This is a genomic window from Flagellimonas aquimarina (assembly GCF_003149745.1).
Classification (GTDB): Bacteria; Bacteroidota; Bacteroidia; order Flavobacteriales; family Flavobacteriaceae; genus Flagellimonas; species Flagellimonas aquimarina.
Genome location: NZ_QGEG01000002.1, coordinates 641,968 through 657,660, shown reverse-complemented (window position 1 = coordinate 657,660; position 15,693 = coordinate 641,968). Strand labels below are relative to the sequence as shown.

The following is a 15,693-nucleotide window of genomic DNA, read 5'->3' as shown; positions in this document are numbered from 1 at the left end:
TTAAATTAGTTTTTAGTACTTTTGCCTCCTCTTAATTTAAGGTAAAATCTCTACTACATATGTTCAACAAAAATATAAAACTTGTTATAGCCGTTCTAATTATTGCGTTTGCAGTTTATCAATTTATTGAAGGCTACATTGGCAATGGCATAGCGTTGATTTTTTTATCTCTGGTATTCATTTTTCTTTATTTTAGAAATGAACTTATTCTTTTGTCCTTTCTAAGAATGCGTAAACAAGATATGGAAGGTACCCAAAAGTGGTTGAGCAAAATAAAGAATCCAGAATCTGCATTGATCAAAAAGCAACAAGGGTACTATAATTATTTACATGGCATTATTTATTCCCAGAAAAACCTGACCCAAGCGGAAAAGTATTTTAAAAAGGCACTGAAATTAGGTTTGACCATGGATTATGATGTAGCCATGGCCAAATTGAGTCTTGCAGGTATTTCCATGCAAAAACGCAGAAAACGCGAAGCTACACAGCTGTTGAAGGAAGCAAAAAAGCTGGATAAAAACAATATGCTTACCGAACAGATCAAGATGATGCAGCAGCAGATGAAGAAAATTTAAGCTTTTACGCGCTTCTTTCGTTTATTATCTCTTCTTCAAATGTTAATTTCATCCAATGTATCAAATTGATGGATATACCCATCAAGTCAACCTAGCATTTCAAAATAAAATCCTTTAACTTCACTTGTCGTTGGATATAATTCATTTAAACGAATTCATGTCCTTTAAAGTTGGCAACAATTTGAATGAAAGAACAACTAACCAATTCAATTTCAAAATACATTAAGTTAAGTTCTGAAGAAGAAAATTTAATTGAGACTTTTTGGGCAGAGAAAACCCTTCAAAAAGGGGATTATCTTTTAAGAAATGGAGAGACTTGTGGAACTGATAATTTTGTTGTTAACGGAACATTGAAGGCTTTTTATATAAACCCAGAAACAGGAAAGGAAGAGATCCTATATTTTGCAATTGAAAATTGGTGGGCAACAGATATTGAAAGTTTTCAAAAACAAAGCCCTTCGATTTACAACATTCAAGCCATTGAACATACCACACTGCTACAAATCCGCTACGACTCTTTTCAAGAAATGTTGAAGCAAATCCCGAAACTTGAGCGCTTTTTTAGAATTATCCTTGAAAATTATCTTGGGAGTTTACAGAGGAGAATAATCTTAAATAACATTCTTGATGCAGAACAACGATATATGGATTTTTTGAAAAATTACCCGAAAATTTCGGAGAAAGTGCCAAATTATTTAATTGCATCTTATTTAGGAATTACTGCCGAATTTTTGAGTAGAATCCGTAAAAAAATCAAAGCATCTTAAACTACATCAATTTTTTTTCCTTTCTCAATTCGGAACTTTGTTTCATAATCAAAATTTAAGACCATGAACAAAGTTTTAATCATCAATGCAAGTGTAAGAAAAGAGAAATCTCACAGTAGAAAACTAACGGAACTTTTTGAGGATAATTGGAAAAAGAAAAATCCTAACGACAATTTTACTCATCGAGAAGTTGGGTTAGAGGAAATCCCGCCCATAAATGAAAAATGGATTGCAAGCGCATTTATCAAACCAAATGAAAGAACAAAAGAAAACCAGTCGGGTGTTGAGTTTAGCAATGAATTAGTTAAAGAGTTTAAGGAACATAATATTTATGTTTTGGGAACGCCAATGTACAATTGGTCAATTCCCAGTGGATTAAAATCTTACATCGACCAACTTATGAGAATCAATGAAACTTGGAAATTCCGTTCAGGCGAGCCAGACGGAGATTATGTTGGAATTCTTGAAAACAAAAAAATGTTCATTCTGTCAAGTCGTGGAGACACAGGCTATGGGGAAAACGAGAAAAACGAACATATGAATTTCCAAACAACCTACTTGAAATTTGTTTTCGGGATTATGGGAATAAAAGACATTTCTATAATTTCATTGGACAATGAAGAGTTTGGTGGAGAAATATTTGAGAGCTCTAAAAAAGAAATCTACCAGAGGATTGAACAGATTTAAAAAACTGTGTTGCCCACAACATGTAGTTAATTGTTTGTTCTGTGTGTACTCGGAAAATCCTGTGTTTAAAACAAAAAATGGTCAGGCAAAAACTACTGCCCAGGGCTGGTGTTGCGGTAATACCCTTTGTTAGGGATTTCAATCACATACTTTTTACCAGAGGCATTGTTTAAGTGAGGTTCTCTCAGCCAAGGATTGTGTCTTTTTAAAACCTTGTAGTTGATTTCATATTCGTGAGCAAAATCCGCCCAACTGCCCACAGCAGCATCTACTTCCACAGAAAAAGTGGGCACTGCATTATAAAAATCATCCTTTTCAACAGCAAAACCGTACTTGTCAGGATTGGAAATAATCTCTTTTATCGCCAAAATTCTAAAAACGTACCGTCCAGTTTCCTCTCCTAATAACAGATCATAGTAATCATCCGCTTTCTGAATGTTCATATATTTTCGGATGCCACCAGGACCGGCATTGTACGCTGCGGCAGTCAACGTCCAGCTACCAAAGCGTTTTTTCCATTTTTTAAGATAGTCACACGCTACTTGGGTAGATTTTTCAATATGATAGCGTTCATCAACATTGGAGTTCACCTCTAGTCCATACTCTTTGCCTGTTGCCTTCATTATCTGCCAAAATCCTGTAGCACCGGCATGAGAAACAACATTCTGTAAGCCACTCTCAGCAACTGCCAAATATTTAAAGTCATCTGGGATTCCATTTTTTGCCAAAATTGGTTCTATAATAGGAAAGTATTTATTAGCACGTTTCATTAACAACAAAGCGTTGGATTGCCAATAGGTATTCACCAAAAACTCTCTATCTACCCGTTCCATGATTTCAGGGTCCTCAAAAGGCACCTGCTCTCCTGCAAAATTTAAATCTTCTGGAATCTCAATAGCACTTATTTTATATCCGTCCGAGATGTTTTTTTCAGTATCAGCAGCTCCATCATTTTCCACCTTATGCTCTGGACCAGACTGAACCGCGAAAATAAGACTGCCAATTACTACTACTAATCCAATAGCTGCTAAGATATTTTTAATATGTTTCATGCCAAATCTCTTAAATGTATGTTATGTAAAGATACTATATAGAACTACCTTCTTCTAAAATAATTGCAGGCAGGTTCTCATTAAACCACTTTGCCCTATGAATTATCATGGCATGGGTGCCGTTTTTGACCGTAATACAATCTTTAATATTGGTTATTGGGAACACAGTATCTCTTTCACCTTGAATATGAACAAGGTTTTTAGGTGCATTGGCCTGTTCCCAGTTTACAATGTTATCTATGGCCCAATCTATATACCGCTTATCTCTAATGGAAAGGTATTTTTCATAGAGTTCTATACGTTTGGTTACTGTTTCGCCAAAGGCATACTTGGCCAAGAGTTCCACATTGTTCACCAAACCTGTTGGGAGTAATTTGTGCACTTTGGTATATTTTGCAAAAATCATTCTTTTAGGTAACTCAGTGCTTTTTTTTACACAAGAGACAGCTATTATTTTGGATACTTTTTTATGCTTTGCTATCTCCTGAGCTAAAAGACCTCCAAATGAAACCCCTAACAAAACGGGGTTCTCATGAGTAATCTTTTGTATCATTTCTTTGGCATAGGCTTCCAAGGTCATTCCTTTGTCAGGTATAAACCATTCTAATTTGTGGCTTTCAAAGGTTTCCGGAGGTAATCTAATTGCATCAAATATTGATGAGTTGGCGGCCATTCCTGGTATAAGGTATACATGTATTTTGTTGTCGGGCATTTCTCACCGAATATCGATTAGGCTAGGAAATTAACAAATTTTTGACTAATTTTGTGTCCCTTTTGCAATTAGCCCCGCTTAATATTACATATGCATCTTAAATGGGAACAATAAAATTACCACTTCGGTAATTAGACAGTGTCAATTTTAAAATAATTCTATATGACAGAAATGGAAGTTAATGACAATAGTTTCTTGCGCCAATTTGAAACTAAGTTGAATGGGCATTTAGCTAAAATTGAGTACTCTTCACAAGAACGCAAAGTATTTTTAACCAAACTTGTAATTCCTGAAGAAATTACACAAGAAGGCTTTAAAGAAACTTTTATCAAAGCCGTTTTACATCAGATACAAGAGAAAAACCTTAGGGTTGTTCCTACTAGCCCGCACATTGCAGGCTTTTTGAGAAAGAACAGACAGTATAAAGAGATGCTTCCGGTTGGAATACGCATCTAACTAAAAAACTGATTTTTTTAAAACCTCTCAATTGAGAGGTTTTTTTTTATGCCAAAACTTTTTCTGGAACAAATTTAAAACGAACCAATCCGTCTTCATCAATTCTGGTGAGCTCCACTTTATGCAATTGGTTAATCAATTCTGGATTCCATGGTGCCTTTACCTTTACATAGTTTTCCGTGAAACCATGAATGTACCCCGACTTATTTTCGCCTTCAAACAAAACAGTGCGCACACTTCCAATTTGACTCTCATAAAATGCTCTTCGCTTTTTTACAGAAAGTCCACGTAGCATTTTACTGCGTTTGTTCCTAATGTTTTTTGGAACCACATCTTCCATTTCTGCTGCCAAGGTATTGTCACGTTCTGAATAGGTAAAGACGTGCAAATAGGAAATATCCAGCTCGTTCAGGAAATGATAGGTTTCTAAAAAATGCTCATCTGTTTCCCCTGGAAAACCAACAATAACATCTACTCCAATGCAGGCATGTGGCATAGCTCGCCTAATTTGGCTTACCCTATCAACATATAGATTGGATAGATACCTGCGCCGCATCAATTTTAGAATAGCATCACTCCCGCTCTGCAAGGGAATATGAAAATGTGGCACAAACGAATTGCTTTTGGAAACAAAGTCTATTGTCTCATTTTTTAAAAGATTGGGTTCAATAGATGATATTCTTAAACGATGAATTCCTTCTATTTCATCCAAAGCTTTTACCAAATCCAAAAAAGTGTGTTCGTGCTTTTTGTTCCCAAACTCCCCTTTGCCGTAATCTCCAATATTGACTCCGGTAAGCACAATTTCTTTAATGTTCTTAGCGGCAATTTCTGTTGCATTTTGCAGCACATTTTGTAAGGTATCGCTACGAGAAATACCTCTGGCCAATGGTATGGTACAGTACGTACATTTATAATCGCAACCATCCTGTACTTTTAAAAATGCCCTGGTCCTGTCTCCAATGGCATAACTTCCAACATAAAAATCGGCATCCTCAATTTCACAAGAATGGACTTCTCCCCTATCATTTTTGGTAAGGTCGTTTAAGTAATCCGTTATTTTAAACTTTTCCGTAGCACCCAATACTAAGTCTACACCATCAACGGCGGCCAACTGCTCTGGTTTTAGTTGTGCGTAGCATCCAACAGCGGCTACAAAGGCATCTGAATTGCTTTTTTGCGCTTGCTTTACAATCGTTTTAAAACGCTTATCTGCATTTTCTGTAACGGAACAAGTATTAATCACATAAATATCCGCCTTTTCCGAAAAGTCCACACGATCAAAACCTTCTCCTTCAAAACTTCTCGCTATGGTAGAAGTTTCGGAGAAATTAAGCTTACAGCCCAATGTATAAAAGGCAACTTTCTTGTTCATGGACACATCCCTGATTTTAAGGGGTGCAAAGTTACTAAATTGATTTGAGGTTTGGTAGCAAGAAAGTCTTACACAATAAACCTCTCTTACTAAACGAAAATTGATTTTTAAACAATGATATCATCTCTGATCATAGTTCTTCTCTTTAGAACCTGTTTCAGAATTAATGCTAAAAGGTATCCTATAGGTTATGAAACCATAATTCACTCTGCCAATTAACAGATCGAATTATATACTTTTTTCAACTATTATTCTAATATGTGTCCCACGGATTGGTTTAAGATAGTTCCAGTCATGTAATTTGCTAATTCAGATGCCGCCAACACCACTACGTTTGCTGTATTCTCTGTGGAAGGAAGTTTTTTCATAGCTGTTTTATTTTCCACTATAAATTGCTGCATTTCATCTCTGCTCATTCCCATATTTAACCCCATGGTGGCAAAAGTATAGTCAATTGTAGGGGAGTCTGGCATTGCCTCTGTTCTTACCCCAATTACCCTTACACCTTCTGCACCCCACTCGTTAGCCAAACTTTTTAGCAAACCTTCAGTAGCTGCATGGGACGCCGTTAATGCGGGACTCCATGGAGAGCCTACCTTAGCCAAGGTAGATGTAATGAAAATAATAACTCCTTGTCCTTGTTTAGACATAATTGGGTAGGCGGCTTTAGCGGTAAGAAACTGGCAAGCGGTAGTAGATTTCAAAGGCATCATAAATTGCTCTAAGGATACTTCCATCGCAGGTTTTCCGTGATTATATTCTGCGGGATTTGAAGCACTTAAATTAATTACAATATCTACATTTACATTCTCCTTTTTAAACCAGTCAAAATATTCCAAAACAGCAGCCTCATCTAAAGTATCCAGCTTCCGTACTTGACCTAATTCCGATTCCTCGGCAAGGCCCTCTACGTTAATATCGGACATATAAATAGTGGCTCCTTGCATTTTTAATGCCTTTGAAACTTGCTTTCCCGTAGCTCCTTTAGCCCCAAAAACAAGTGCATTCTTGTTTATTAGTAATTGATTGTTCATATAATTGAGTATTAATTTTTAGTATTAACCAGGTTCGGGATTCCAGTTCCTGTTTCTAAATATTGTTTAAGGCTATTGACTATAAAGTGGGTCCATCCGGCATTACAAATCTCATAGCAATTTAAATCTGGTGTCAATCCTTTGTGAGTAAACGAGAGTTGTACCATATTGTCCTTCTGTACTTTACACACAAATATTATCTCACTATTAAGCCACTCCTCTTTAATGCCTTTAAGCCCTGAAAACGAGTGGTTTGCATAAATGCACTTCCAGGTTACATGGCTAAATTCCCTCAGTTCTGAAATCACAAACCGCCATTCTGTATTCTCTTCAAAAAAGACAGAAAACTCACTCCCAATTTTATTTGCCATTTTGTTATCTACATTTCCCCACCACTTGTTGACATCTGTTGTTATTGCCTTAAAGACTTTTTCATTTGATGTTTTAACGTTAATTGTTTTTTTAAAATCCATATTCAAATAGTGTTAATTTAGTTTTAAGCATATTCTGGAGCTATACATACCCAGCCATATGTGGTGTTTTCATATAGTTTTTTATATTCCTCATACTCCTTAGAATTATAAAATTCATCAGCATTGTCAACAGATTTAAATTCTATGACTATAACAACTTCTAGTGGTGCTCCCAATAAAGTTTTAGCTTTTGGTGTTGCCACTAAAAATTTTCCGTTAAACTTTTTCAGCATTTCATTGATCGTTTTTACGGGAGGGATGTAATTCCTCTTATCTATTACAGTGTAATTTTCAATTAGATAACCTCTGTTCATGAGTCTGAATTTTCATGTATATTTGACTAGTTGCAAAAAACAACTTCTCAAATATATCAAACTAATTTCATTTTGCAACTAGTTTTAATATAAAACTTGATATGAAAGAGCTAAAATCATCATGCCCAATAAATCAATACCTTGAAGTCTTTGGGGATAAATGGACCCTGTTGATAATCAGGGATATCATGTTTGATGGAAAACGGTACTTTAATGAAATTAGGGAGTCTGATGAGAAAATTGCCAGTAACATTTTAACCGACAGGCTTAATAAACTGGAGGAATCAGGAATTATTATTAAAACAAACGACTCCAAGCACAAACAAAAAAATATATACACATTAACCAAAACAGGTATTGACTTAATGCCTATTATGATAGCAATGTCATTATGGAGTTTAAACCATAGAAAAGTTTCTGAAAAAGATAGAATACATGTCTCAGAACTTGTAAAAGGAGGCAAAAAATTACAGGACAAAATGAGCGCAGCCCTTTTAAAAGAGTATGAAGCTGTTACTAAAAACTAGATTACATGTTTGCGTAAAAACTCCTTTAATAATTCCTCCACTTTTTGGTCAATTCAAATACATGCTCTAAAATACGGGCTTCTTTTTCATCAAACTTCACCCCTCTTCGCTCCATCATTACCGCTGCTGCCTCAAAAGCCTTTTTGGGCATATATGTGGTAAACCCAGAAGCGCCCCCCCAACTAAAGCTTGGTACAAAATTTCTTGGGAAACCAGGAACATATATATTTGAATTTACTCCAATTACCGTTCCCGTATTGAGCATTGTATTTATTGCCGTTTTGCTGTGATCACCCATCATTAGTCCACAAAACTGTAAGCCCGTATGGTCGAACTTTTCTGTGGCATAGTTCCATAAACGTACTTTGGCGTAGTTGTTTTTTAAATTGGAGTTGTTGGAGTCTGCTCCTATATTGCACCACTCGCCCAATACTGCATTTCCTAAATAGCCATCATGGCCTTTGCTTGAATATCCAAAAATAACCGAGTTGTTGACCTCACCACAAACCTTTCCGTAAGGACCTATGGTGGTTGGACCATACATTTTAGCTCCCATTTTCACTATGGCGTTCTCGCATAGTGCCAAAGCTCCTCTAACAAGGCAGCCTTCCCAGATCTCTGCATTTTTGCCAACATATATTGGTCCATTAGAGGCATTTAGAATACTATGCTCCACTTTTGCGCCTTCTTCTAAAAAAATGTTTTCTGGAGCGATCAATCTGTTCGTCTCAGAAATTGGAGCACTTTTTCTGTTCTTGGTAATTAAATCAAAATCTGCCTGTAATGCCTCCCCATTCTTAGAAAAGATATCCCAAGTGTTCTCAACGGTAAATATATCTCCTGTACTATTTACAATTGCGTATTTAGAAAGGTCAATATCATTTTTTGGATTTTTGGTATGATATGCCACCACTTTATCCTCATAAAAAAGAGCTTCTCCCTCTTTTAAAGAACCAATGGCTTCCAAAAGTTGCGGGTTAGGCAGATAGGATGAAATAATAACAATATTCTCTGCCGCTTCCACCATTGGGTATTTCTCTGATAAATAAGCTTCTGTCCTAAAGCTAACCGTCGTATTCAGATACTTTTCCCATTTTTCCTTTATGGTCAAAATTCCTATCCTTATTTCTGCAACTGGCCTTGTAAAGGTAAAGGGAAGCAAAGATTCTCTTTGTGGTCCATCAGAAAGTATATAGTTCATGGTTATAGTTTGAATGGTGTAAAAATAAAAAACGCCCCTGACAATTATCAGGAGCGTTCTATATTATTAAGAGAAATCTGCTTATTCTTCGCTTTTTTCCTCTTTGCTGAATTTCTTGTATTTGTTTTTGAACTTATCAATTCTACCAGCTGTATCAACCAATTTGGTTTTACCTGTATAATAAGGGTGAGAAGTTCTAGATATTTCCAATTTTACCAAAGGATACTCAACACCATCAACAGTGATCGTCTCTTTTGCTTCAGCAGTAGATTTTGTTAGAAATACATCATCATTTGACATATCCTTAAAAGCTACCAATCTATAATTTTCTGGGTGTATACCTTTTCTCATCGTCTTAAAACTTAAATCTCAGAATTTTCGAGGTGCAAATTTAATAATTTCTTTGATAATCCCAACTTAAAAAACGTAAAAAAGAAAAAATCTACCTTTAAGTGTAACAAAACATTTATGTTGCTCACTAACAAACTACAATCAACAACAAAATTTTTACAAAATGGAAGAAAATCAACCAAAAACAGGGAAATTTTCCCTTAACTACGGATTAATCCTAGGAGGTTTAAGCGTGGTCTTTGGCATTATGCTGTTTACACAGGAACTGCACACTTCACAAAGTCCTGCGCTTATGATTATTGGAATTGTAATGGCCGCGGTTGTTACTTTTATAGGTATTTCAAATTTTAGGAAGGCTAATAAAGGGTTTTTGACTCTAAGTGAAGCCTTGAAAATTGGTGCTGGCATTGCGTTAATATCTGCAATCATCGCAATAGTATACAATCTTGTCCTAACAAACGTTATTGACCCCGACACACCTTCTAAAATTATGGATGCGCGTTTAGGACCTGCTTTGGAAAGCGGGGAGATCACACAAGAACAATTTGACCTGCAAAAAGAGCAGAGCATCAAATTCTGGTGGATGGGCTATCCTTTTATTTTGATAATAAATGTAATTATCGGACTTGTTTTAGGTCTAATCACTGGTTTAATTCTTAAAAAAGCCAAACCAGCATACTAAGACAAAAAATGCTATTTTTGAAAGGAATTCCAGAAATAATCAATGCAGATTTCCATTGTAATCCCTTTACTTAACGAGCAAGAATCCTTAATAGAACTCCATGATTGGATTGCAAAAGTTATGCAGTCCAATCGTTTTTTATATGAGGTCATTTTTATTGATGACGGCAGTACAGATGGTTCTTGGCAAACTATTACGGAACTCGCTTCAAAAAATGATAACGTAAAAGGGATTCGGTTCTTGAAAAACTTTGGAAAATCCCAAGCTTTGCATGCAGGCTTTAAATCTGCACAAGGAGATGTGGTCATTACGATGGATGCAGACCTACAAGACAATCCAGAGGAAATTCCAGAACTTTATGAATTGATCAAAGAAGGTGGTAACCATGTTGTTTCTGGTTGGAAAAAGAAACGCTACGACTCCATCATAACCAAAAACATGCCCTCAAAACTTTTCAATTGGGCGGCCAGGAAAACATCGGGCGTAAAACTTCATGATTTTAATTGCGGACTTAAGGCATTTAAAAAGGATGTTGTTAAAAATATTGAGGTATCAGGAGATATGCACCGGTATATTCCTGTCCTTGCAAAGAATGCCGGTTTTTCCAAAATCACTGAAAAAGTTGTGCAACATCAAGCGAGAAAATATGGAACCACCAAATTTGGTGCAGAGCGCTTTATCAATGGCTTTTTAGATTTAATTACCATTTGGTTTGTTTCAAAATTTGGAAGACAACCAATGCATCTTTTTGGTGCTTTGGGAGTGCTCATGTTCACAGTTGGACTAGGGTTCGCCATTTATTTGGGCGTGGACAAATTATTTTTGAACCCAACAGGACGTTTAATCACACAACGGCCACAATTCTATATTGCACTTACTGCAATGATAATTGGAACACAGTTTTTTTTAGCCGGTTTTTTAGGGGAAATTTTGGTGCGTTCCAGAAAAGCAGGTGAAAATTATAAAATAAGCAATAGAATAAACCTTTAGCGTTTTAACGCAAAGTACCCTGTAATTGTTCTGCCTTCTTCCAGTTCTAGTTTGTACCAATAGTCATCTGAAGGAACAGGCGAGCTGTTTAAGTTCCCGTCCCAGCCAATTTGGGCATTGTTAAACCCACCAACATACTTACCATATCTATCAAAAATACTGATGTTAAAGTTTGGAAAAAACTCTGCATTGGAAAGTGTCCATATATCATTAAAACCATCACTGTTAGGAGTAAAAAAGGTAGCCAAGCCACCTACTATTATTGTTTCCTTTAATATGGAGCAACCTAAATCCACAAAAACATCATAGATCCCAGGTTGAACGTTTTTAAAAAAATTGGAAGATTGAAAAGTATTTCCTGCATCAATAGAATACACCACATCATCTTGTTCAACCTCCATATTTATGCGAACTTCATTGTTCCTTCTAAAATCGAGTACATCTATTTTTTTGATTTTATTTTCACTTGAGTTTTCAACAATAAAAGTTTGCTCAAATTCACAAACCGAATTGGAAAAAGTTACTGTATACTGCCCCAATTCTTCTACCACAATATTTTGTTGTCCCACCACATTTGTGGACCATTCATAGTTATCATATCCTTCTGGTGCCATAAGTTCAATTTCTCCATTGCAAAGGGCCGTTGTGACCGTATTTTCAAAATCTGGAACAACAACTAGGTCTATGTCTAATTTTCCAATAAATTCACAAGCATTGTCTTCTTCTATTCTAAAATAAAAAGCTCTTTCATCAAATGGGCCAAAAACTTTGTCTTCCAGTGGCAATTCATTTAACTCTAACAAAGCATCTTCTTCTGAACTAAACAAATAGATCTCATCGCTACTAGGAAAATCATTTTTTAGAAAATCCCAAGCTAAGGTAACATCAACAATAAGTGCTAAACCAACTTCTTCATCTGCACATACCGTAATTGAATCATAAAGCCCTAAGTCTGATAATGGTTGAACTTCCAGTATTATCTCTACAATGGTAAAGCACTCGGCATTCTCAAAGGCCCTGGCATATATGACCTGTCCATTTACAGTATTCTCATAAGCCAAAGGATCAAGCTGATTTATATTGTTTTGAGCATCGGATAAATTATCAAAAAATAGCCCTCCAATGTCAGGATTGCCATTTGCATACAAAGCAATGGCCTCTGTTAAGTTCAAAGATGATATTCCGTCATCTGCGCCATCTATATCGCATTGAACCAAGGTAACCGCGTTCAAAACATTGGGGATTTCCGCAATCTCCACAAACTCTATAAATGTTTTTGAAGGACCACTAAGAAAATCTACTTCAATTGTAACAGTATATACCCCTGGCCTACTAAAAACATGGGTTGGATTAAGGTTATTTGAAAAATTCGCTGTTCCGGAAAAGGGATCTCCAAAATCCCAATTTACCGATGCAATATCACCGGAAGAATCAGTTGTGAATGTTGTTGTATCTCCTTCGCAAAAATTTTCGATTGTCACTATAGTTTCAAACAATGATTGGATAAAAGGTGGCAGCCCATAAGTAGATGACCTTGGCCCCAAATCGACCCCATATAACCTAAAGTCACAATTTATCCCATTTAGGTTAGGTGTTCTTATAACAGAAAGGTTAGAATTTGGCACGGCATGATAAATTTTCTTATCAATTCCTATTTGCAAAGCACCTGAAATTTCTACCCCGACTTCATCTGGAAACCTTTGAACTATATATTCCGAGGCTGTAATATTTGCGGCATCCAAATCAAACTGCACAATGTTGACTTCATTAAGGGATACTCCTCCTCCGCTTGTTTCAATATTCTTTCCACTTGCATATAGTTTTGAAGAATCTGAAGAAAACTCCACTCCGTAGTAGACTCGCTGGTCCCCTATGTCATTTGGATTGCTCACAATGCCCGTAGATGTGTCAAAATCAAATAAATAAAGACTTGAAGCGTATGTGGGCGAAAGAATGGTATGGGCAATTGCTATGCGTTCTCCATTAGGAGAAACCTTAAGAGCGCCTCTAATATTGTCCATGTTATCTATCATAGGGCCAATGGTAGATACCACTGGAGTAGAATTAACACCGGTTCCATCTACTCTGTATGCATAAAAGCTATTTCGGAATTGGGTTATTACCCAGTAAAAATCTCCTGTAGATCCTAAAACGGCAGAAACCTTTTCTGACCCTTCCGTTAATAAGTTAGCATTCTTTGTTGTTATGTCTCCTCTACCACCGTCCAAAGACATATTCACTATTGAATAATTAAAACCATTTGGACTGTTCAGCTTATAGGCCAATGCATCATCTGGCGTGAAAATATAATAGATGTTAGGGTTGACAGGATTGGGAACCACCAAAGCTGATTGGGTGGTAGAGAAACTACCCCCTAATCCAACACCATTGGGCATAACTTCATGAAACCGATTCCAAACGGAATTTCCTTCCGTATAAAAAAGTAGATTACCATCAGAGTCCGAAAATGCCTCACAACCTTCGGCAGTTCGTATTTGACCGTCGAATAAGGGTTCTGGAGTACCAGAATTAAAATTAAGACCCGCAAAAGTCCCAAAATACCAATTTGAGGCTTCTCTTTGACAAAATACATTAGTAACAAAAAGGAATATTAAAATAGCTATCAATCCCCTCATAGCCTCACAAAGTATAGAAAATCACCAACAATTCATAAGAATTTGGGCATAGGAGGTACTTTTTTTGCTGAAACGCGGTAAAAACACCTTTGTGCTTCACTAATTTAGATATTCTAATGTAATTTTATGCCCAACTAAAATACTGTGATTCTATGAACTCCATAACCGCCGCAGCTCAAACTTGGCTAACCGATTTTTTTGATTCTGAAACCAAAAAAGAGATTCAACATCTTATTGAAAATGACACAGAAGAACTAAAAGAACGTTTCTACAAAGATTTGGAATTTGGTACAGGAGGAATGAGGGGCATGATGGGCGTAGGAACAAATAGAATCAATAAATATACCTTGGGGAAAAATACCCAAGGCTTAGGAAATTATCTAAAGAAAATATATGCCTCTGAAGAAGTTAAAGTTGTAATTGCCTATGACTGCCGACATAACTCGGACACCCTTGCACGAACAGTTTCTGAAATTTTATCAGCAAATGGCATTAAGGTTTTCTTGTTTTCAGAGCTACGAACTACTCCGGAGCTGTCCTTTGCCGTAAAACATTTGAATTGTCATGCAGGAATTGTACTGACCGCCTCCCATAACCCACCGGAATATAACGGCTACAAAGTATATTGGACAGATGGCGGACAAATTGTACCGCCTCAAGATGGAGAAATCATTGCAGAAATCAATTCCCTTTCTTTTGAGGACATCAATTTTGAAGCTAATGAAAGTCTGATCAAGCTAATTGATAAAGATGTTGATGAAGCCTTTTTTAAAGCATCGGTTAGTAAAGGAAGTTTTGGCGCTAAAGAAAAAGACAATTTTAAAATTGTGTTTACCTCACTTCATGGAACTTCTATAACTGCCATTCCAGAAGTTTTAAAACGAGCTGGATACAAGAACGTTACGATCATTGAAGAACAGGCTAAGCCTGACGGGGACTTCCCCACGGTGAAATCTCCAAACCCGGAAGAACCTGAAGCACTTGAAATGGCAATTAAAAAAGCCGAGGAAATTGGTGCCGATATGGTAGTGGGCACAGATCCAGATAGTGACCGATTAGGGATTGCTGTAAGAAATCTAGAAGGAAAAATAGAATTGCTCAATGGAAACCAAACAATGGTGTTGATGACCAAATTCCTTTTGGACAAATACAAGGAAAATGGTTTTAAGGGCAACGAATTCATTGCAACTACAATTGTTTCCACACCAATGATGGAGCAAATGGCCAAAGCCTATGGAGTTGAATTTAAAACTGCCTTGACCGGGTTTAAATGGATAGGCAAAATGATCAAGGATTTTCCAGACTCTACCTTTGTTGGAGGTGGAGAAGAAAGTTTTGGGTATATGGTAGGTGATTTTGTGCGTGACAAAGATGCCGTGACCTCTACCCTGTTAGCTTGTGAGATTGCTGCAGATGCAAAAGCAAACGGCAGTTCTTTTTATAAAGATTTAATAGACGCTTACGTCAGCTTTGGTTTTTACAAGGAAAAATTGATTTCCTTGACCAAAAAGGGAATTAGTGGTGCTGAAGAAATCAAACAAATGCTGATTGATTTTAAAGAAAATCCAGTGGAATCGGTACAAGGTTCAAAAGTGGTCTGGATTGAAGATTACAACACTTCTGTTGCTAAAAATGTCCTGACTGGAGAAGAAAAAGAAATAGACTTACCAAAATCCAATGTATTGATCTATGAAACCGAAGACGGTACCCGAATAGCAGCTAGGCCCAGTGGTACGGAACCTAAAGTAAAATTTTACATTAGCACAAATACCAAATTAGAAAAAGCGGAGGATTATAAATCCGTAAATTCGCAGTTGGACATCAAAATTGATGGCATCCTTTCCGAACTGAATTTATAGGT

General features: G+C 36.5%; 17 protein-coding genes. 8 read left to right on the top strand and 9 right to left on the bottom strand.

The genetic code is table 11. The annotated features are described in order from the left end of the window. Positions 1-59 precede the first annotated feature (59 nt). The 3 genes from DKG77_RS09720 (at position 60) to DKG77_RS09710 (ending at position 2,029) form a co-directional block, all read left to right on the top strand. Entirely contained in the window at positions 60-575 is a 516-nt protein-coding gene (locus DKG77_RS09720) for a hypothetical protein (RefSeq protein ID WP_109662546.1), read from the top strand. 185 nt (positions 576-760) lie between these two features. Beyond that, positions 761-1,342 carry a Crp/Fnr family transcriptional regulator gene (locus DKG77_RS09715; protein ID WP_109662544.1) on the top strand — a complete coding sequence of 194 codons (582 nt, stop codon included), beginning with the start codon at positions 761-763 and terminating at the stop codon, positions 1,340-1,342. A gap of 63 nt (positions 1,343-1,405) precedes the next feature. Further along, positions 1,406-2,029, top strand: coding sequence for an FMN-dependent NADH-azoreductase (locus tag DKG77_RS09710; RefSeq protein ID WP_109662542.1), 624 nt, complete (start codon positions 1,406-1,408; stop codon positions 2,027-2,029). A gap of 92 nt (positions 2,030-2,121) precedes the next feature. On the opposite strand, the gene DKG77_RS09705 is transcribed toward DKG77_RS09710, so the two are convergent. Continuing rightward, positions 2,122-3,081 (bottom strand): lytic transglycosylase domain-containing protein, encoded by a 960-nt coding sequence (locus DKG77_RS09705; protein ID WP_109662540.1) that lies wholly within the window; start codon positions 3,079-3,081, stop codon positions 2,122-2,124. 34 nt (positions 3,082-3,115) lie between these two features. Then, complete coding sequence (locus tag DKG77_RS09700; RefSeq protein WP_109662538.1) at positions 3,116-3,793, bottom strand: alpha/beta fold hydrolase; 678 nt, start codon at positions 3,791-3,793, stop codon at positions 3,116-3,118. Between the two features lie 162 nt (positions 3,794-3,955). On the opposite strand from DKG77_RS09700, the gene DKG77_RS09695 reads away from it, so the two are divergent. Next, positions 3,956-4,249 carry a GNAT family N-acetyltransferase gene (locus tag DKG77_RS09695; protein WP_109662536.1) on the top strand — a complete coding sequence of 98 codons (294 nt, stop codon included), beginning with the start codon at positions 3,956-3,958 and terminating at the stop codon, positions 4,247-4,249. Between the two features lie 46 nt (positions 4,250-4,295). On the opposite strand, the gene mtaB is transcribed toward DKG77_RS09695, so the two are convergent. The 4 genes from mtaB to DKG77_RS09675 all read right to left on the bottom strand — a co-directional run bounded on the left by mtaB (position 4,296) and on the right by DKG77_RS09675 (position 7,445). Further along, positions 4,296-5,624, bottom strand: coding sequence for a tRNA (N(6)-L-threonylcarbamoyladenosine(37)-C(2))-methylthiotransferase MtaB (gene mtaB, locus DKG77_RS09690; protein WP_109662534.1), 1,329 nt, complete (start codon positions 5,622-5,624; stop codon positions 4,296-4,298). Positions 5,625-5,872: 248 nt separating this feature from the next. Beyond that, on the bottom strand, positions 5,873-6,658 hold the full coding sequence (locus DKG77_RS09685) for an SDR family NAD(P)-dependent oxidoreductase (protein ID WP_109662533.1): 786 nt from the start codon (positions 6,656-6,658) through the stop codon (positions 5,873-5,875). A gap of 11 nt (positions 6,659-6,669) precedes the next feature. Then, entirely contained in the window at positions 6,670-7,131 is a 462-nt protein-coding gene (locus DKG77_RS09680) for an SRPBCC family protein (protein ID WP_109662531.1), read from the bottom strand. A gap of 23 nt (positions 7,132-7,154) precedes the next feature. Next, positions 7,155-7,445, bottom strand: a complete 291-nt coding sequence (locus tag DKG77_RS09675; protein ID WP_109662529.1) for a DUF1330 domain-containing protein — start codon at positions 7,443-7,445, stop codon at positions 7,155-7,157. Positions 7,446-7,546: 101 nt separating this feature from the next. Here DKG77_RS09675 and DKG77_RS09670 point away from each other — a divergent pair, with 101 nt between their 5' ends. Next, positions 7,547-7,972, top strand: coding sequence for a winged helix-turn-helix transcriptional regulator (locus tag DKG77_RS09670; RefSeq protein WP_109662527.1), 426 nt, complete (start codon positions 7,547-7,549; stop codon positions 7,970-7,972). Between the two features lie 25 nt (positions 7,973-7,997). On the opposite strand, the gene DKG77_RS09665 is transcribed toward DKG77_RS09670, so the two are convergent. Together DKG77_RS09665 and DKG77_RS09660 are read right to left on the bottom strand one after the other, a co-directional pair. After that, positions 7,998-9,173 (bottom strand): GlmU family protein, encoded by a 1,176-nt coding sequence (locus DKG77_RS09665; protein ID WP_109662525.1) that lies wholly within the window; start codon positions 9,171-9,173, stop codon positions 7,998-8,000. Positions 9,174-9,254: 81 nt separating this feature from the next. Next, the gene (locus DKG77_RS09660) at positions 9,255-9,524 is read right to left on the bottom strand and encodes a type B 50S ribosomal protein L31 (protein ID WP_109662524.1); all 270 of its coding nucleotides are present in this window, start codon (positions 9,522-9,524) and stop codon (positions 9,255-9,257) included. Between the two features lie 163 nt (positions 9,525-9,687). Here DKG77_RS09660 and DKG77_RS09655 point away from each other — a divergent pair, with 163 nt between their 5' ends. After that, positions 9,688-10,206, top strand: coding sequence for a DUF4199 domain-containing protein (locus DKG77_RS09655; RefSeq protein ID WP_109662522.1), 519 nt, complete (start codon positions 9,688-9,690; stop codon positions 10,204-10,206). Positions 10,207-10,248: 42 nt separating this feature from the next. After that, a complete protein-coding gene (locus DKG77_RS09650) occupies positions 10,249-11,196 on the top strand; it encodes a glycosyltransferase family 2 protein (RefSeq protein WP_109662520.1) in 948 nt (315 codons plus the stop codon). Here DKG77_RS09650 and DKG77_RS09645 read toward each other — a convergent pair. Next, positions 11,193-13,832, bottom strand: coding sequence for a T9SS type B sorting domain-containing protein (locus tag DKG77_RS09645; RefSeq protein WP_109662518.1), 2,640 nt, complete (start codon positions 13,830-13,832; stop codon positions 11,193-11,195). The genes DKG77_RS09650 and DKG77_RS09645 overlap by 4 nt on opposite strands. A 152-nt stretch (positions 13,833-13,984) precedes the next feature. On the opposite strand from DKG77_RS09645, the gene DKG77_RS09640 reads away from it, so the two are divergent. Then, complete coding sequence (locus DKG77_RS09640; RefSeq protein WP_109662517.1) at positions 13,985-15,691, top strand: phospho-sugar mutase; 1,707 nt, start codon at positions 13,985-13,987, stop codon at positions 15,689-15,691. Positions 15,692-15,693: the final 2 nt, after the last annotated feature.